This window comes from Ruegeria sp. SCP11, from assembly GCF_040329455.1.
GTDB classification, from domain to species: Bacteria; Pseudomonadota; Alphaproteobacteria; order Rhodobacterales; family Rhodobacteraceae; genus Ruegeria; species Ruegeria atlantica_E.
The window spans coordinates 183,705-202,529 of sequence record NZ_JBDZYG010000001.1; the positions used below are offsets into that span (position 1 = coordinate 183,705).

Annotated in this window: 14 protein-coding genes; 10 read left to right on the top strand and 4 right to left on the bottom strand. The window is 57.8% G+C overall.

The window, feature by feature from the left end:
- Positions 1-27 precede the first annotated feature (27 nt).
- From ABLN94_RS00950 to ABLN94_RS00960, 3 genes are all read left to right on the top strand, one after another.
- Positions 28-1,833, top strand: a complete 1,806-nt coding sequence (locus ABLN94_RS00950) for an ABCB family ABC transporter ATP-binding protein/permease (RefSeq protein WP_417750497.1) — start codon at positions 28-30, stop codon at positions 1,831-1,833.
- Positions 1,834-1,895: 62 nt separating this feature from the next.
- Positions 1,896-2,300 carry a DUF2147 domain-containing protein gene (locus ABLN94_RS00955; protein WP_352988308.1) on the top strand — a complete coding sequence of 135 codons (405 nt, stop codon included), beginning with the start codon at positions 1,896-1,898 and terminating at the stop codon, positions 2,298-2,300.
- A 153-nt stretch (positions 2,301-2,453) separates the two neighbouring features.
- On the top strand, positions 2,454-2,777 hold the full coding sequence (locus tag ABLN94_RS00960) for a hypothetical protein (RefSeq protein WP_352988309.1): 324 nt from the start codon (positions 2,454-2,456) through the stop codon (positions 2,775-2,777).
- Between the two features lie 45 nt (positions 2,778-2,822).
- Here the strand turns inward: ABLN94_RS00960 and ABLN94_RS00965 are convergent, their stop codons facing one another.
- Together ABLN94_RS00965 and ABLN94_RS00970 are read right to left on the bottom strand one after the other, a co-directional pair.
- Positions 2,823-6,635 carry an efflux RND transporter permease subunit gene (locus ABLN94_RS00965; protein ID WP_352988311.1) on the bottom strand — a complete coding sequence of 1,271 codons (3,813 nt, stop codon included), beginning with the start codon at positions 6,633-6,635 and terminating at the stop codon, positions 2,823-2,825.
- Positions 6,632-7,864 (bottom strand): efflux RND transporter periplasmic adaptor subunit, encoded by a 1,233-nt coding sequence (locus ABLN94_RS00970; protein ID WP_352988312.1) that lies wholly within the window; start codon positions 7,862-7,864, stop codon positions 6,632-6,634. The genes ABLN94_RS00965 and ABLN94_RS00970 overlap by 4 nt, the downstream gene beginning before the upstream one ends.
- Positions 7,865-8,088: 224 nt before the next feature.
- Here ABLN94_RS00970 and ABLN94_RS00975 point away from each other — a divergent pair, with 224 nt between their 5' ends.
- From ABLN94_RS00975 to ABLN94_RS00995, 5 genes are all read left to right on the top strand, one after another.
- A complete protein-coding gene (locus ABLN94_RS00975) occupies positions 8,089-8,760 on the top strand; it encodes a hypothetical protein (RefSeq protein WP_352988314.1) in 672 nt (223 codons plus the stop codon).
- A gap of 39 nt (positions 8,761-8,799) precedes the next feature.
- Positions 8,800-10,122 (top strand): PQQ-binding-like beta-propeller repeat protein, encoded by a 1,323-nt coding sequence (locus ABLN94_RS00980; protein WP_352988316.1) that lies wholly within the window; start codon positions 8,800-8,802, stop codon positions 10,120-10,122.
- A gap of 48 nt (positions 10,123-10,170) precedes the next feature.
- The gene (der, locus tag ABLN94_RS00985; RefSeq protein WP_352988318.1) at positions 10,171-11,634 is read left to right on the top strand and encodes a ribosome biogenesis GTPase Der; all 1,464 of its coding nucleotides are present in this window, start codon (positions 10,171-10,173) and stop codon (positions 11,632-11,634) included.
- Positions 11,635-11,798: 164 nt separating this feature from the next.
- Positions 11,799-12,785 carry a fatty acid desaturase gene (locus tag ABLN94_RS00990; protein ID WP_352988320.1) on the top strand — a complete coding sequence of 329 codons (987 nt, stop codon included), beginning with the start codon at positions 11,799-11,801 and terminating at the stop codon, positions 12,783-12,785.
- Between the two features lie 95 nt (positions 12,786-12,880).
- Positions 12,881-13,555: a helix-hairpin-helix domain-containing protein gene (locus ABLN94_RS00995; protein WP_352988322.1), complete on the top strand. Its 675-nt coding sequence runs from the start codon at positions 12,881-12,883 to the stop codon at positions 13,553-13,555.
- A gap of 57 nt (positions 13,556-13,612) precedes the next feature.
- On the opposite strand, the gene serS is transcribed toward ABLN94_RS00995, so the two are convergent.
- Both serS and ABLN94_RS01005 read right to left on the bottom strand, forming a co-directional pair.
- Positions 13,613-14,905, bottom strand: a complete 1,293-nt coding sequence (serS, locus tag ABLN94_RS01000) for a serine--tRNA ligase (protein ID WP_352988323.1) — start codon at positions 14,903-14,905, stop codon at positions 13,613-13,615.
- A gap of 71 nt (positions 14,906-14,976) precedes the next feature.
- Entirely contained in the window at positions 14,977-16,641 is a 1,665-nt protein-coding gene (locus ABLN94_RS01005; protein ID WP_352988325.1) for a mechanosensitive ion channel family protein, read from the bottom strand.
- A gap of 201 nt (positions 16,642-16,842) precedes the next feature.
- Here ABLN94_RS01005 and yajC point away from each other — a divergent pair, with 201 nt between their 5' ends.
- Together yajC and secD are read left to right on the top strand one after the other, a co-directional pair.
- Positions 16,843-17,130, top strand: a complete 288-nt coding sequence (gene yajC / locus ABLN94_RS01010) for a preprotein translocase subunit YajC (RefSeq protein ID WP_170399935.1) — start codon at positions 16,843-16,845, stop codon at positions 17,128-17,130.
- Between the two features lie 33 nt (positions 17,131-17,163).
- Entirely contained in the window at positions 17,164-18,825 is a 1,662-nt protein-coding gene (gene secD / locus ABLN94_RS01015) for a protein translocase subunit SecD (RefSeq protein ID WP_352988326.1), read from the top strand.

The following is an 18,825-nucleotide window of genomic DNA, read 5'->3' on the forward strand; positions in this document are numbered from 1 at the left end:
AGGTACGTGATGAGACGATTGGCCCCGATGCACTCGGACGACATACCCAAGACAGACGAGCGCCGCTCTGGATGGCGTACGATCCGCAAGGTTGCACCTTACCTGTGGCCAGAGGATGAGCCTTGGGTAAAGCGCCGCGTTGTGCTGGCGCTTGGGATGTTGGTGCTGGCCAAGCTGATCGCGGTTTACACACCGATCCTTTACAAGGGCGCGGTCGATAGCTTAGCGGGTGAGGGCGTGCCCCCACTGGCGCTTGGTGCCATTGGGCTGACCGTCGCCTATGGCGTGGCGCGTATGATGACCGTGGGGTTCCAACAGCTGCGCGACGCAGCCTTTGCTCCGGTGGGGCAGCGGGCGCTGCGAGCGCTGGCCTTGGAGACGTTTCAGCACATTCACCAGCTCTCGATGCGATATCACGTGACGCGCCGTACCGGGGGCCTCAGCCGGATCATCGAGCGCGGTGTGAAGGGGGTGGAATTCCTTCTGCGTTTCCTGCTGTTCTCTATCGGACCTCTGATCCTCGAGCTGCTTCTGGTTGCGATCATCCTGATGTGGCTGTTCGATGTCTGGTATCTGGTTGTCGTGGCGGTGACCATTGCGTTCTATATCTGGTTCACATTCGCGGTGACCGAGTGGCGCGTGAAGCTGCGGCGCGAGATGAACGATCAGGATACCGAGGCCAACCAGCGCGCCATCGACAGCCTGTTGAATTTCGAAACCGTCAAATATTTCAACGCTGAACAGCGCGAAGCTGAACGATATGACGTGTCAATGAAAGCCTATGCGGGGGCGGCTCTGAAAACGGCCTATTCGCTGGCCTTTTTGAATTTCGGCCAGTCTTTCCTGATTACCTGCGGCCTGATCGGAGTGATGGTTCTGGCCGCCATCGGAGTGCAGAACGGCACTCTGACCGTTGGCGATTTCGTCATGGTCAACGCCTACATGATCCAGATTACCGTGCCGCTTAACTTTCTGGGCACGGTTTACCGGGAAATCCGTCAGTCGTTGGTGGATATGGGGCAGATGTTCGACCTGTTGGAACAGCCCGCGGAGGTGACCGACAAGCCAGATGCGCCGGCTCTTGTAGTCAACGGTGGGGAAGTGACGTTGGACAATGTGCACTTTGGTTACGATGCGGATCGGGAAATCCTAAAGGGCGTCTCACTGACTGTTCCGGCGGGGCAGACCGTGGCGATCGTCGGGGCCACTGGCTCGGGAAAATCCACCATCGGGCGGCTGTTGTTCCGGTTCTATGACGTGACGGGCGGAGCGCTAAAAATCGACGGGCAAGATGTGCGTGACGTGACCCTGAACAGCCTGCACGCCGCCATTGGCGTGGTGCCGCAGGACACCGTGCTGTTCAATGACTCCATTCGCTACAACATTGCCTATGGTCGCGACGGCGCCACGCAGGAAGAGGTCGAGGCTGCCGCCAAGGCCGCGCAGATCCACGATTTCATCGTCACCTTACCCGAAGGCTATGACACCAAGGTCGGTGAGCGTGGACTGAAGCTGTCGGGGGGGGAGAAACAGCGGGTCGGTATTGCCCGTACTTTGCTGAAAAACCCGCCGATCCTGTTGCTCGACGAGGCGACCTCGGCGTTGGACACAGATACCGAGCAAGACATCAAGGACGCCTTGGCGCGGGCCGGGGAGGGGCGCACTGTGCTGACTATCGCGCATCGCCTCAGCACCATTGCCGAAGCGGATCGTATCGTGGTGCTGGAACAGGGCGAAATACTTGAACAAGGCACCCATGAAGAACTTCTGCAACGTGACGGCAGATACGCTCAGTTGTGGAGCCGGCAGCAAGCGGATGCGCAGGCTGCCTGAACTGTTACCGGCCTGCGCCCGATCCTGTGGTATAATAGCCACGGTTAGCAGGAGGTGATTTCATGCGTAATGCCATTAGAAATAGTATTTTATCAGCCGCACTTACTCTATTGATACCCGCCTTTGCGGTTGCCGATCCCATTGTGGGCGTCTGGAAAACTGAACCTGACCGGAAGAACCTGACCTCGCACATCAAAATTTCGGCTTGCGGGGACAAGTTCTGCGGCAAGATCCAGTCGGCCTATGACCAATCAGGAAAAGAGGTAAATACCCCCAATATCGGTAAGAGGTTGTTCTGGGGGGTGGCCAGCAAGGGTGGCGGCAAATATGGCGGCGGAGATTTTTGGATCCCGGTGGTCAATGTGGATGTTGAGCCGCAAATGACGCTGAGTGGCAATTCGCTGACCGTGCGTGGCTGTGAGAATGCGATCTGTGGTCATCAAACTTGGACCCGTTTGTCCAAGTAAGTCAGCTTGTGCGAAAGACTGCTGTTGCACGATTGTACATTCTCTCGGCGTCCAACCTGATTGTGGACGATTGTCGTTTAATCAACGGCGTTCGCCCCTTATGACCAAGAGCACCAACCGTTTGGTATTGAAAGAAAATCAGGGAAACACCTAATGAAGAAATTGCTTGCTGCGCTGATCGTTGTGGCGTCGCTTTTTGCGTCGACCGCATCTGCCGAGGATCTTGTATTTCTGCTGGCCAATGAAAGCAGCGTCGATCTGGTTGAATTTAACGTCTCTCCAAGCTCTGCAGACAATTGGGAATCGAACTTGCTCGGGGGCGACTACATTGCGCCAGGGTACGAGGCGGACGTGCTGATTGCTGACGGTCTGAATACCTGCGTTTACGACATTCGCGGCGGATTTTCCGATGGATCCTCTGCCGAAGATTTCGGCCTGGATCTATGCGACTTGGGCGAATACGTTTTTACCGACTAATACGGTCTAAAACGAAGAATGGCGAGCCGTCGGGCTCGCCATTTATTATTCTGCGGCTTTCAACGGAGTCCCCGGCGGACGTTTTGGTGATTGGGTGTCCTTGGATGCAGGTTCTGGTTCATCTCCCCATACAACCTCGGTCGCCTGTGCTTGCCTTGCAGCCTTGCCAATAGCCATGTCCTGCGCGATCTGACTGGATCGTCCCGCCGAGGCGCGCGCCAGAACCCGACCAAACCAAACCAGATAGGTCGAAATCCAAACCCGCAGTGCTAGCAGAGAAGGCGTCACGATCAATGTCAGGACCGTCGCTATGCCCAGTCCGAACACCACAGCCGTAGCCAGTTGTTTCCACCACAGCGCGGTGGGGCTGTTGATCGAATAACCACCATTGATGAAATCCAGAGACAGGCCGAACATCATCGGCGTGAGGCCAGCCATCGTGGTCATAGTAGTCAGTAGAACAGGGCGGATACGCGCCTCGGCCGTGCGGACGATCGCCTCGATCCGGGGCATGTAGCGGCTGTATTCCTGGTAGGTGTCGATCAGAACAATGTTGTTGTTCACCACGATCCCTGCCAACGCCACGATGCCTGTGCCGGTCATGATGATTGAGAAGGGCTGCTGCATGAAGATCATCCCGATCAGCACCCCGGTGGTCGACAGCACAACCGCCAACAGCACCAGTACCGAGTTGTAGAACGAGTTGAACTGCGCGAGCAGGATCACGAACATCAGCCCCAGCGCGCCCATGAAGGCGTTCATCAGGAAGGCCCCGGATTCGGCCTGATCCTCCTGATCGCCGGTCCATTCCCAGCTGATCGAAGGATCAAATGGACTGGTTTCCAGCCATTTAGTTATAAGAGCGATGCGTTCGTTCGGATTGATTGGCCAGAAATTTGCTGATGAGGCTTCTTCCTGCAACTCCTCAAGATTATCGGCACCGGTAAGTTGGACGACCTCGTAGATCTTTCCGTTTTTGTCCGAAATCGTCGGTAAGCTTGAGGTTGTGCCTTCCTCAACTTCCCGAACCAGGGCAAGCCGTATTTCTTCTACAATAAAGTCATCGCTCGCTGCTTTACCTCTATCATCAACGCTTAGAAGAACAACGTCGATCAGGCCCGGTTCAACATCCGCCTTCACATCATAATAGCGTTGCTGATCAATTCGGTTGATTTCGGCCAGTTTTGCCACCGGCTGGCGGGTGACAAAGTTGGACAGCGGCACCAGCCCGTCTGGGGTGCGGACCTTGAGCGAATCCAGCGTCGACAGCACGCGGTCCTGCTCGGGCAGACGAACGCGAATCTCAACCTCTTCGTCGGTGGTTTCGGGGCGCATTTCACCCAGCAGGAGGCCGCGTGTCACAAGCTGCACCATTGCGCCGACAGTGGCGACATCAGCCCCAAAGCGGCCCGCCTTGGCGACATCAACATCGATCTGCCAGTCGATGCCGGGCAGAGGCATGGTGTCTTCGATCTTGATCAGGCCGGGCGTTTCGTCAAACACAGCGCGCGCGGCTTCAGCGGCCGCCGTCAGTTCGGGCCACCCGTCGCCTTTAATGCGCAGATGCACGGGTTTGGCCGAGGCGGGGCCTTGTTCCAGCGCAGCGATTTCAACGATGACGCCGGGCAGGTTCGCCAACTCTGCGTTCAACTCTTCCAGCACGACGTCGCCGTCATATTCCGGAATGATGACTTCGCTCTCGAACAGGCCGAAGAATGCGGGCTCGGTCTGTTTTGGCCGGTCCTCCCACGGGGTGATTTCGAACTGGACCCGGCCCACCGTGTCGGCGGGGGCGGATGCGCCGCCGTCATTCTGGGTCAAGCCTCCTTCACCGGCAAAGGCAAACACGTTGGTCACGGCCGGATGCGCAATGATGACCTCTTCGGCGGCCAGCACGATTGCGTCCTTTTCATGCAGCGACAGGTTGCCCCGCGCCCGGACATAGGCCGTGGCCTGTTCCGGCTCGGTTTCGACAAAGAATTCAACGCCCCGGTTGTTGTTCATAAAGTATGTCATCACCGTCATGACGCAGAGTGCGACAACGGCAATAGAGACGACGGGCATGATTGGATTGCCAACCAGAAATTTGACCACGTAGCCAAATGGAGTGTGCTCGCGCGCCGAGTGAACGCGCTCTTCCTTATGGCGTTCGATCTTGGCTGCGCTCAGAGTTACGGATCCGGCAAAGCCGCCGCAGATAAACAGCGCAGCCCCCAGGACAACAGCCCAGAAGCCACCTCCTGATGTCAGGTACAAGGGGTTCAGCAACTGCATCGCGCCGAGGAAAATCATGTACAGCGATGGCGGCACCAAAGCCGCGCGTACCCACCACGGGGCCACGCCGCGCAGCCAGTTGGAGGTGCGGTCGAATGTCCGGCTCATCCGCCCGGACACACCGCCGACGACCGGCAGGTAGATCAGCGCGACGATCAGCGACGACGACAGCACGAAGATCAGCGTGATCGGCAGCATCTTCATGAACTCACCCGGCACGCCGGGCCAGAACAGCATGGGCAGGAAGGCGCAAAGCGTCGTCGCGGTCGACGATACGATGGGCCAGAACATCCGCTGCGCCGCTTCGACATAGGCGTGCATTGGACCGATGCCCTCTTTGATGCGTTTGTCGGCGTACTCCACCACCACAATCGCCCCGTCGACCAGCATACCCACAGCAAGGATCAGGCCGAACATAACCATGTTCGAAATGCTGACGCCCATGACCGCCAGAAAGGCGAAGCTCAGCAGGAAAGAGGTGGGAATTGCGAAGCCCACCAGCAAAGCGGCCCGCGTACCCAGCGAGGCCAGTACAACGATCATAACCAGTGCAATCGCAGTCAGGACTGAGCCTTCAAGCTGACGCACCATCGAGTCGACAATGCGGCTCTGGTCGTTCGACGTGCCCACGTCCACAGCGGCACGCAGTTCAGCGGGCCACTTCTCCTGTGCGGCGGCCAGTGTTTCTTTGACCTGCGCCACTGTATCGATCAGGTTGAAGCCTTTGCGTTTGACTACTTGCAAAGCCACGGTGGCTTCGGTGTCGAACCGGGCGGTACCTTCGCGGTCTTCGAACGTGTAGTTGATCTGCGCCAACTCACCCATCGTCACCACGCGGTCGCCGTTGACCTTCACAGGCAGGCTGTAGACATCCTCGGCGGTTTTGAATGAAGACGGGATCTTGACTGAGAAGGTGCCTTGCGCGGTTTCGACCTCACCGGCGGCGATCAGTTGGTTGTTGTTCTGCACAACGTTGATCAATTCGTCTGCCGAGACGTTATAGGCCTCAAGCCGCAAGGGGTCGATGATAACCTCCAGCAACTCATCCCGATTGCCTGCTATCCCGGCTTCGAGAACTGAATCCAACGCCTCAAGCTCGTCCTGCAAGTCCTTGGCGATACGCGCCATTGTGCGTTCAGGTACATCACCTGTCAGGTTGACGATGACGATAGGAAATTCAGAAAGGTTGATCTCGGTCAGCGTGTATTGCTCGGCCCCTTCAGGGAAATCGGCCTGGGCGCTATTCATCGCGTCCCGCACATCAGCGGTGATCGCAGTCTTATCCCAGCCGAAGTCAAATTCCAGCGCGATCCCGGCATACCCTTCCGCGGCGGTGGCGGTCATTTCTTTCAGACCGTCCAGATCCGCCAGTTCGGTTTCCATTGGCTTGATGAGCAGGTTTTCCGAATCCTCGGCAGAGATGCCAGGAAATTGAACCGAGACGAACAGGGCCGGAATCTCGATATCCGGCTCACCTTCCTTGGGCAGGCCAACATAGGCGAACCCCCCAACGATCAGCGAGATCGCGATAAAGGCCAGAACCATGCGCGCCCGGTTGGCGGCCCATGCGACGAGACCTGTCATTGTGCGGCTTCCCGATAGGTAGGCTTGACCATGACGCCCTGCGTCACGAATTCCTGGCCGACGACGATGATGTCCGCCGTTTCCGGTAATCCGTCGACCCATACGCCTTCGGCTGTGTCACGCAGCAGGCGGATTGGCATGAACTCAACCATGTTTCCGGCGCCCACAGTGCGGACGCCAACTTGCCCGTCATTGTTCAGGGTCAGCGAGGATTGCGGCAGCAAATGCGCTTTTGCCCCCGCGGCCGAGATGCGGATATCGGCGGTCTGGCCATCGCGGATGGTTAGGTCAGAGTTCGGAACGGTGATCTCAACTTCGAAGGTGCGGGTGTTTTCATCCGCTGAGCGGCTGAGGAAGGTCACTCGGCCTGCGACCTCAAGACCTGTGACCAACCGGGCAGAAGCTTCGGTTCCGACAATGATCTTATTCACATCCGTCTCGGGCACGAAGCCTACCAGTTTGATAGGGTCCAGCTGAATGACCGTGGCGCACAACGATCCGGGCTGCATCAGGCTGCCCAGTTCAGCGGTGTCACTTTCAAGCAACCCTTTGAAGGGGGCTTCAATGGTCTGGCGATCGATTTCACGTTGGGCCGCTTCGACCTCGGCGATGGCGGCTTCGATGCCGGCACGGGTGGCTTCCAGACCAGCCTCGGCGGTCTTTACGCCGGCTTCGGCGGAACGCATTGCGGCCTCACTGGAAATCCGGCGGGTTTCCGACCCAAACCCGGTTTCAGACAGCTTTTGCGCGGCTGTCAGGTTGATCTGCGCTTCGGCGACCAGCGCATGAGCTTCTTCCAAGCGGGCTTCAGCCTCGGGGATGCGGCTTTCAGCTTCCAGCTTGGCGGCCGTGGCCTCGGCAAGGCTGGCAGGGCGGGTACCTGGGTCAAGCTCGCACAGAAGATCGCCTGCTTCGACAAAGGCGCCCTTGCGCATTGGTTCGGAGATCACGGTCGAGGTCGTCTCGGCCAGAACTTCGACCTGGCGATTGGCCCGTGTCTGGCCCCGCAACAACACAGCACTGTCAATTTCTCGTGCAACCGAGCGCAACGCGACCACACCAATAGCGTCCTGGGCCAAGCGGGTATCGACCGCAGATTCTGCTTCCGCGGTCGCATCTGTCTCGGGGTCGCCACGTCCGGCAAAAGCAAACAAAGCGTCCCTCTCGAAAACCAAAAGGAACAAAGCTGCAACAACCAAAATTGCATTCACGAATGAAATCAAACGCATACGGGGACTCTCCCAGAGTTCTTCACCGATTGTCCTTCGGCGTGCATGTTTGAAAATGGGGGCGGGCACGCACTATTTCTACACTAAACTGAATAGTTCGGTTCACTTTTTTGCGCAAGGGCGGCGTGACGCCGCGAAATTGTGCGAATTCGAGCCCTTGGCTTGGCAGGGACAGCGGGGTATGACATGGCGCCATACAACAGCACACAGCCCGAGGAGCAGGGATGAGCGACGTCGACAGTTTTATTGATGAGGTGACCGAAGAGGTACGCCGTGATCGTCTGTTTCTGCTGCTGCGCCGTTGGGGCTGGGTTGGCGTTCTGGCCGTTGTCCTGATTGTCGGGGGCGCTGCGTTCAACGAGATTCGCAAGGCTCGCACCGCGGGTCAGGCGCAGGATCTGGGCGACTCGATTTTAAGTGCGTTGTCGCAAAATGACTCGGCTGATCGCGTCGCTGGCCTTGCGGAAATTGATGCCGTCACACCCGGTGGGGATGCGGTTCTGAACATGCTGCTGGCGTCTTCGCAGATCGAAGCCGGATCACGAGAAGAGGCGGTTGCAAGTCTGAATGCTGTCGCGGTGCAGGGCGAACTGCCGGAAATCTATCGCGCCATTGCCACGTTCAAGGCTCTGTTGTTGCAGACTGATACAATGCCGGTGGCAGAGCGCCGCCAGCAATTCGAAGCGTTGGCAGCACCCGGTGCGCCTCTGCGGTTGCTGGCCGAAGAACAGCTGGCCTTGATCGACGTATCCGAAGGGAATGTCGATGCAGCGCTCGAACGGCTGCAGGCAATGCGTCAGGATGCGGAGATCGGCGTTGATCTTCAGCAACGCGCCGCACAATTAATTGTCGCTCTTGGCGGCGAACCGGAACCGCTTGTAGCCCGACAGGGCTGATCCGGCGGCAGAAAGAATGACAGGCGAGTTCGGAGCTTCATGGTGACAAGTTTTATCTCCCGCATTGGTGTGTCGGCTGCGGCACTATCACTGACAGTACTTGCCGCCTGTGAGGAGCCCGAGATCATACTGCCTGGCGAGCGTGAGGATATTCGTGAAACCTCGGACAATGTGACGGTGGTAACGCGCGGCTCAAAACCGATCAGCCTACCAGCGCAGAAGGCGAACGCCAGTTGGCCGCAGAGTGCAGGAACGCCAGCTTATCGCACCACAAACGCTGCGTTGCGGGCGACGCCGCAACGTGTCTGGTCCACGTCGATCGGAGATGGGGATTCGCGTAAGCGACGCATCACAGCCGAGCCGGTCGTTGCCGGTGGTCTGATCTATACGCTGGATGCAGGCGCAACTGTTTCCGCTGTTACACCACAGGGGCAGGTGGCCTGGAGCACAAATCTGATCCCCTCAAACGATGGCGATAGAGACGCAACTGGCGGCGGGTTGGCGTATGCCAACGGCGTTCTCTACGTGTCTTCGGGGTTTGGGCGTCTCACGGCGCTGGATGGGAAGACCGGTGCCATCAAATGGCAAAAGCGCCTGAACGCGACCGGCAACGGTGCGCCTCTGGTAAACGACGGCCTGCTGTATCTGGTTGCGGGTGACGAAACCGGCTGGGTTGTGAACACCAAAGACGGCCGCATCGCTTGGCAGATTCAGGGAACACCGAGTGTGGGCAATGTGCTTGGCGCTCCGGCCCCTGTTATCGCTTCCGACCTTGCTGTTTTTGCCTTCGGTTCGGGTGATATCGCTGCAACTTTCCGTAAAGGAGGAATTCGGCGTTGGAATTCTTCAGTCGCAGGCGGACGCCGGGGGCGTGCGACAGCGCAGGTTGTGGACGTAACCGGCGGCCCTATGGTCGTGGGCGATACGATCTACATCGGCAATCACTCGGGGCGCACCGTGGCATTCGAAGCTGGGTCTGGTGAGCGGATCTGGACTGCTGATGAGGGGGCCGTCGACACAGTTTGGGCCGCGGGCAATAGCCTGTTCCTGATCAGCGATCGCAGCCAGCTGGTTCGACTGAACAGCGCTGACGGATCCATTGTTTGGGCGCAGGACCTGCCGGGATTTGTCAAAGACAAACCGGGGCGCCGCGGTCCGATTGTTGCCCATTATGGCCCAATCGTAGCCGGTGGGCGCATTGTGATCGCCTCGAATGACGGCTACCTGCGGTTCTATAGTCCGGTGGACGGAACGCTGGTCAATCGCGTCGAAGTGCCCGGCGGTGCGACCACAGCCCCCGTTGTCGCCGGACAGACGCTGTATGTCGTGTCGACCAAAGGTGATCTACACGCTTTCCGTTGACGGCAAGATGCGTTAAAGGGCGCGTCTGAGTCTTGAAAGTTGAGTATCATGTCGCTGACCCTCGCCATCGTGGGGCGCCCGAATGTGGGCAAATCCACCCTGTTCAACCGCCTTGTGGGCAAACGTCTGGCTTTGGTCGACGACCAGCCCGGCGTGACACGTGACCTGCGCGAGGGCGAAGGGCGTCTGGGCGATCTGCGCTTTACCGTGATCGATACGGCTGGTCTTGAGGACGCAACCGATGACAGCCTGCAAGGTCGCATGCGCCGTTTAACCGAGCGTGCCGTGGATATGGCAGATGTCTGCTTGTTCATGATTGACGCACGCGTCGGTATCACACCGACCGATGAAATGTTTGCCGAGATACTGCGCAAACGCTCCAAGCACGTCATTCTCGCGGCCAACAAGGCCGAAGGGTCAGCTGCGGATGCAGGTGTGCTTGAGGCTTATAACCTGGGCTTGGGTGAACCGGTGCGCATGTCGGGCGAGCATGGCGAAGGAATGACGGACCTCTACACGCAGCTGATGCCGCTGGCTGACGCGGCTGAGGAAAAGGCCGAGGACGACGCGCCGGAAACTGACATCGAACTGGACGAAGATGGTGAGGGTGAAACTCCGCTGATCACCGATGCCAAACCGCTACAAGTGGCGGTTGTCGGGCGCCCGAACGCCGGAAAATCCACTCTGATCAACAAGATCATCGGCGAAGATCGCTTGCTGACCGGCCCCGAGGCCGGGATCACGCGTGACGCGATCAGCTTGCGGGTGGATTGGGCTGACCCCGATGGAGACGGCACCCCGATGCGGATTTTCGACACGGCGGGGATGCGCAAAAAGGCCAAAGTGCAGGAAAAGCTCGAGAAGCTTTCAGTCTCGGACGGCCTGCGCGCGGTGAAATTTGCCGAAGTGGTTGTTGTGCTGCTGGACGCAGCCATTCCGTTTGAACAACAGGATCTGCGCATCGCCGATCTGGCCGAGCGCGAGGGCCGTGCCGTCGTTGTCGCTGTCAACAAATGGGACGTCGAAGAGAATAAGCAAGAAAAGCTGCGCGAGCTCAAGGAGTCCTTTGACCGCCTGCTGCCGCAACTTCGTGGCGCGCCTTTGATCACCGTTTCGGCGAAAACGGGCCGAGGTTTGGAGCGGCTGCGTGCTGCCATCCTGCGCGCCCATGATGTTTGGAACCGCCGGGTGCCGACTGCTGCCCTGAACCGGTGGCTGACTGCGATGTTGGAACAGCACCCACCGCCAGCACCTCAGGGGCGCCGGATCAAGTTGCGCTATATGACACAGGCCAAGACACGACCGCCAGGGTTTGTCGTGATGTGCTCGCACCCGGACAAGATGCCCGCCAGTTATACGCGGTATCTGGTCAACGGTCTGCGCGAGGATTTCGATATGCCGGGCACGCCTATCCGCCTGACCTTACGCGGGCAGGGCGACAAGAACCCCTATAAGGGACGGCGTAAGAAAAACGCGGGCGCATTGGCCAAACATCTCAAAGGTCGCGCGTAACTGCGCCAATTTTCAGCATTTTCGGCTGAAGGGCGTGACAGCCCCGGTGCCGCAGGTTAGCATTCACCTGCGTGCATTTGTTTTTGCGCGCGCTGATTGTATATGAGTAAAACGCAAATAGTTTCTCTCGAACATTAACTGCGCCAAACGTGGGGACAGGCTGAATGAATTTGCGGGAATACACACGACAATATGCGGTGCAGGATAATCGGCTGGCCGCGCTAAGTTATTTTGGAACCTTCGCTGTTTATTTTGCATCGCTGGCGCTGGCGATCGTTTATGTTGACCGCTGGTACATCATGATCCCCGCTGGGGTTGTTTTCGCCTTCTCGGCAGTTCGCCTCTATGTACTTCAGCATGATTGCGGCCACCATTCTCTGTTTGAAACACGCGAGCAGAATGAATGGGCCGGGCACGGTCTTTCGCCATTCACCTTTGCACCGTTTGAGGTGATGAAGCAGAACCACAATCTGCACCACGCTGGCATCGGTAATCTTGAGCACCGTGAGACCGGCGAGATTCACACCATGACGCTGCGTGAATGGAATGCAGCAGATTGGAAAACCCGTTTGTTTTATCGGCTTTATCGCAACCCGTTCATCCTGGTTCCGGTAGGGGCGCTGTTCACCTATTTCATCCGCTATCGCTGGCCCAAGAACACAGTGCGGTTTGGGGTGAAGGGCGTGTTGCTGCACAATCTATCGATCGTGGTTGTCCTTGGCTTGCTCTATCTGATCGCAGGCACCACGGGCATTCTGGTGTGGCTGGTGTTTTCGCTGCTTGGGGGAATGCTGGGCGTCTTCCTCGTGTACCTGCAGCATAATTTTGAAGACACCTATTGGGACCGTCGACCGGACCTAGACCCGCAACTGGCGGCGCTACAGGGGTCATCCGCGTTGGATTTCGGCTGGTGGTTCGATAATGCGGTGGCTTGTATCACTCTGCACGACATCCACCATTTCAACGCGCGCATTCCATCGTATCGGCTGCGGGCCTGCCACTATAACCTGCCGCTGGAATACACGCCGCGTCGGATCAAGTTCCCCGAGGCTGTAGCGGCGTTGAATCTGAAACTCTGGGACGAGGATGCCAAGCGCCTTGTGCCATTCCCCAAAAATGACAGGACTGGTACGCTGGCCCACAGCAATTGAAATTGGCGGGTTTTGCCTAAGGTCCACCGACTTGCCGGTGTGTATATCCGGTGTATATACGACAAGGAAATAGGGATAAAACGAAAGGACTCGCAATGACCGCACTGACCGAAGTTAAGGGTGTAGGTGAGGCGCTTGGACAGGCGCTGATTGCCAACGGCTTCAAAACCGCCGAAGCCGTCGCCAAAGCCAACCCCGCGGACCTGGTCAAAGTCCCTCGAATTGGCGCGGCCCGCGCACCGGTGCTGATCGCCGCGGCGAAGGAGGCGATTGCTGCCAAACCTGCGACGGCCAAACCGGCTGCGAGATCTACGGCCCGAAAACCAGCCGCAGCGAAACCGGCCGCAGCCAAACCGGCTGCGAAATCCGCGATTCGAAAACCAGCTGCGGCTAAACCGGCCACCCGCCGCGCACCCGCGCGCAAGCCGGCGGTACGCAGGCCTGCGGCCCGTAAAACCGTAGCGGCGGCTGCTGCCGAAAAACGGGCTGAAGAGGCCGCTCGCAAAGCCGCCGAGGAAAAGGCCGCCGCCGAAGCTGCTGAAGCAAAGGCCCGCAAGAAGGCCAAAGCCAAGGCCAAGGCTGAGAAGGCCGCTAAGAAGCTGCAAGAAATGGAGGCTGCATTCTCGAAAGCCAAGGACAAGGTGAAGGCGAAGACCAAGAAAGACAAAAAGTCCAAGAAGGACGGAAAGAAAAAAGACGAGTCCAAGAAGGACAAAAAGAAAGACAAGAAGAAGGATAAAAAGAAGGATAAGAAAAAGGCGAAGAAGTAATCGTTCTCCGCCTTTTGTTCTTCTGACCGGCACCGCTTGGCGCGGCTGCCGGTTATTTTATGTCAGTGTACCGTCCAGTTGCAGGGTCAGCTTGCCGCCAAGATACGGAGCCAACACTTCGGGCAGAGTCACCGTTCCGTCGGCGTTTTGGCCATTCTCTAGCAGTGCAATCAGGCAGCGCCCAACGGCCAAGCCCGAACCGTTCAGCGTGTGGACATATTCCGGCTTACCGCCGCCCTCGGGACGGAAGCGCGCATTCATGCGCCTTGCTTGGAAATCACCGCAGGTCGAGACCGAGCTGATCTCGCGATAGGTGTCCTGACCGGGCAGCCAAGCCTCAATGTCATAGGTGCGGCGCGCACCAAAACCCATGTCGCCTGTGCACAGGATCACGGTGCGGTAGGGGACGCCCAGTTTTTCCAGAATGCCCTCGGCGCAGCGCAGCATGCGCTTCTGTTCCTCGTCAGATTTGTCCGGGTGTGTGACCGAGACCATCTCGACCTTTTCGAACTGATGCTGGCGCAGCATCCCGCGCGTGTCTTTACCCGCGCTGCCTGCCTCGGACCGGAAGCACAGCGAATGCGCGGTATAGCGGCAGGGCAGGTAGCTTTCCTCGATCATTGTGTCGTTGACGATGTTGGTCAGCGAGACCTCGGAGGTCGGGATCAGCCACCAGCCCTCGCGGGTCTGATAGCTGTCTTCGCCGAATTTCGGCAGCTGGCCGGTCCCCTGCATCATTTCGGACAGAACCAAAACGGGGCCGTTCACCTCGGTCAGTTCGTTCTCGTTAATATGCGTGTCCAGCATGAACTGAGCCAGAGCGCGGTGGATACGTGCGACGCCGCCGGACAGTAGCACAAAGCGCGAGCCGGAGAGTTTGGCGGCCGTTTCGAAGTCCATGCCGTTCTGGACGGCTTCGATTTCGAAATGCTCTTTGGGCGCAAAGTCCAAGGTGCGCGGTGTGCCCCAGCGGTTGATCTCGACGTTGTCGTCCTCATCCGCGCCTTCCGGGACATCTTCGGCAGGCAGGTTGGCGATGCGGATCAGCTGGTCGGTCAGCAGAGCGTCTAGGTCCTTGGCCTCAGCCTGCATTCGGGCGACTTCGGCTTTTTTTTCAGCGACAAGTGCGCGCAGACGTTCGAACTCGGCCTCATCGCCGCGCCCTTTGGCTGCACCAACCTCTTTGGAGGCTTTGTTTTGCTCAGCCTGCGCGGTTTCAGCGGCCAGAATCTTGGCCCGGCGGCTTTCGTCCAGCCTTAGCAAGTCTGACGACACCGGCGCGTCCCCACGGCGCGCAAGGGCGGCGTCGAAGGCGGTAGGGTTTTCGCGAATGGCGCGGATGTCGTGCATGGTTCAGATCCTTAATGCGTGAATCACTAGGATCGCTTATGCACCATCTGAAAGGCGGGGTGTAGCACCGGTTACGACTTATCCGGGTCCTCGTGTGTTTCATGCGCCAGATGACCATCCCATTCCTCTGCCGGGATCTTCGGCTCGGGCGGATCCGCCATGTAAGAGGGCGTCATGATCTGGACGTTGTTTTCGTTGAACACGGCCACGATATTGCGGTGCAGGTCCGAGCGGATTTTCGGAATGATGCTGCCCCGCGTCGTATAGCCGTTGATCTGATAATTGATCGCGTAGTCCGCCAAAGCCGTCCACAAAACAAAGGGTTCGGGCTTCGCCTTGATGCCCTTGGTGCGCTTTGCAGCTTCAATCAGCATGGCCTCGATCTTTTCGGGCGGTTCCTCATAGCCGATACCGACCGTTGTGTGCAGCAACAGCCCGCTGCCATCTGTTTTCTTTGAGAAATTCACCACATCCGAATTCATCAACTGGGCGTTGGGGATCGATATCAACTCGTTTTTGATAGATTTCAGATGCGTCTCCATCAGCTTGATCTGAACAACGTCACCAATGTGATCCCCGATCTGAATACGGTCTCCGATCGAGGTCGAACGGCGGTAGATCACGAACAGCCCCGCCAGCATATTCGAAACAACCGAGTTCGCACCCAGAGACAGCATTGCGCCGACCAGAATCGTCAGCCCCTGAAAGGCCGCCGAATCCGAGCCCGGAATGTAAGGCACCGCAAAGACCAGCGCGATCAGGATGACGACAACACGGGCGATATTGAAAGTTGGGCTGACCCAGTGTTTTTCGAAATCGCCCAGATCGAATGATCCTGCCTCGACCGCGTCAAAAAACACCCGCATCCCCTTGATGATATACATCGTCACCCAGGTGATCAGGCCCAGCATGATCATGTTGGGGATGTAGCTGAGTATGCCCTTGAAAATCAGAAGGACCGGCTCGGTCAGATAGGTGAGCAGTAGCTGAGCGAAATAGCGGGTTTCGGCAAAGGCCAGCAGGACGAAGGATAGGTAGTAGTAGAATCCTAAGAAGAAGATGATCAGCAGCACGAAATTCAGCCCGTACCGCACCAGAGCAGCAATCGCCTCGGCCTGAACACTTTTGGCGGTGGCGGTTTCTACATCCCTGAGATGTAGTTTGACAAATTTCAACGTCCGTCGCCTGATTCTGCGGTGTAGCCAAAGGATTGCCACGACGAACGCCATAAACCCAATCGTCCATGCCGCGGCTTCGATGGCACCGGACACGCGCGCTTCCTCGGTCCGGTTGGCGCGGTAGGATTCGATGGCCTCCTTGATCGCTTCTCCTTGCAGCACACTGAGAACGTCCAGCTCCATCTGCTCTAATTCAGCATCGGCAACCGTGACGATCGAGGCTCTTTCCCCGTCGGCAAGAATCCAGATGCCGAATTGGGTCTCTTCAAATGTAATCTCAACCGAGGTCGCGTCTGAAGCTTCGGCGATTTCAATTATTGTGTCTTGTACAGTTTCAGCACGCTCTGGCGCGGGCAGGGCGCTGGAGCCCCGAACCTGAAACAATACGTCCCCATCGACGATAACCGGGGCCACGAAAGCATCGGATTCTGCGACTTCGGGCGTGGAATCTTCTGCGGGTGTCTCTTGCGCCAGAACAACGCTGGTGAACCACGGAGTCAGCGCCAGTGGGACTGCGAAATAAAGCAATAAAAGGAATGGCTTGAAATGCCGTGTCATATGTCCCCCTATATCCGAACTATACCCAGTTTGAGGGATGTTCATAGGACATATCTGCAACGCTTTGTCTGTTCTTTTGGTAATAGGATCAGGTTCAGTAGGGGTGCAGCACCGCCTTTGCTTGCAAAGGTGCAACTCAAAGCATAGGTTCTCGCCAAATTTGCGGAGCCCATCCGCATCATCAATACAAAGGAATATCCCATGGAAGGTGGCGCAATCGCCCAGTTTCTCCCGCTGATCCTTATCTTTGCGATCATGTATTTCCTGCTGATCCGTCCGCAGCAAAAGAAGATGAAGCAACATCAGGCCATGGTCGAGGCCGTGCGCCGGGGTGATCAGGTTGTCACTCAGGGTGGTCTGATCGGCAAGGTGTCGAAGGTCAAAGAAGGCGAGAACGAGATCGAGGTTGAGCTCGCCGAGAACGTCAAGGTTCGCGTGGTTAAGTCGACTATTGCGCAGGTTCTGAACAAGACCGAACCAGCGAAGTAACTTCGCGCGACAATTCCTTGAAAAGGCAGGGTAATGCTGCAAATTGATACCTGGAAGCGGGTTCTGATCTGGTCGGTCTGTGTGATCGGCTTGCTCATGGCCCTGCCGAATGCGTTCTATACGCGTGTCGAGCAATCCAACGATGCCAAAGCTGCGATCGAACTTGGCATCGACACCCCCGAGATGCAGGCCGAGGCGGCGCAGTGGCCTAATTGGTTGCCTTCTTCGCTGGTCAATTTGGGCCTTGACCTGCGGGGCGGTGCGCATCTGCTGGCCGAAGTGAAGGTCGAAGATGTTTACGAATCCCGGATGGAGGCGATGTGGCCTGAAATCCGTGATGCCCTGCGGGATGAGCGTGGCACCGTTGGCACGATCCGAAAACAGGAGTCGGCCCCAGATGAGATTCGCGTCCGCATCAGCCAGCCCGAAGGCATGTCCCGAGCGTTGGAGGTTGTGCGCGGTCTGGCTCGTCAGGTGCAGACCCTGACCGGGGTGGGGGCAACTGACATCGAAGCTCGTGCCGAAGGTGACACCATCATCGTGCAGCTTTCCGAGGCCGAGAAACTGGCCTCCGACGACCGCACGGTGCGTCAGGCTCTGGAAATCATTCGTCGCCGAATTGACGAGGTCGGCACGCGGGAACCCACGATTCAGCGACAGGGTGCGGACCGCATCCTGATTCAGGTGCCGGGTATCGGCAGTGCAGGCGAGCTGAAAGAGATCATCGGCACCACTGCACAGCTCACCTTCAACCCAGTGGCCGGACGCGGCTCTGACCCGGATGCGGTTCCTGGCGTCGGTCAAAAGGTCGTGCCGTCAATTGACGAAGACGGTGTGTTTTACACGCTCGATGCTGCCCCCGTTGTGACAGGCGAGGAACTGGTAGACGCACAACCCTCGTTCGACCAGAATGGCCGCCCGGCGGTCAGCTTCCGGTTCAACACTTCTGGCGCACGTAAATTTGGCGACTATACACTGGAAAACATCGGTGCGCCCTTTGCCATCGTTCTGGATGACGAAGTGATTTCGGCGCCAGTGATCCAAAGCCATATTCCAGGCGGGTCTGGGATCATCACCGGCAACTTCACCGTCGAGGAAAGCACCAATCTGGCCGTCCTATTGCGCGCCGGTGCGTTGCCTGCCGGGATGGAGTTCTTGGAAGAACGTACCATCGGCCCTGAACTGGGGCAGGACAGCATCGACGCGGGCAAGGTTGCAACAGTCGTGGCTTTTGTCGCCGTGCTGACCTTCATGGCGCTCAGCTATGGCCTGTTTGGTGTGTTTGCCAATATCGCGCTGATCGTCAACGTCGGTCTGATCTTTGGCCTGCTGTCCTTGATCGGGGCAACCCTGACCCTGCCGGGTATTGCAGGAATCGTTCTGACAGTTGGTATGGCGGTCGACGCCAATGTGCTGATCTTTGAACGTATCCGCGAAGAACTGAAATCCGCCAAAGGCCCGGCACGTGCCATCGAACTGGGCTATGAAAAGGCGCTGTCGGCCATTCTGGATGCCAACGTCACCACATTCATCACGGCAACGATTCTGTTCGCTATGGGCAGCGGCCCGGTGCGCGGCTTCGCGATTACACTGGGGCTGGGTATTCTGACCTCGGTCTTCACCGCGATCTTTGTGACGCGCTTGATGATCGTGATGTGGTTCGAACGCCGCCGCCCAAAAATGATCGAGGTTTGA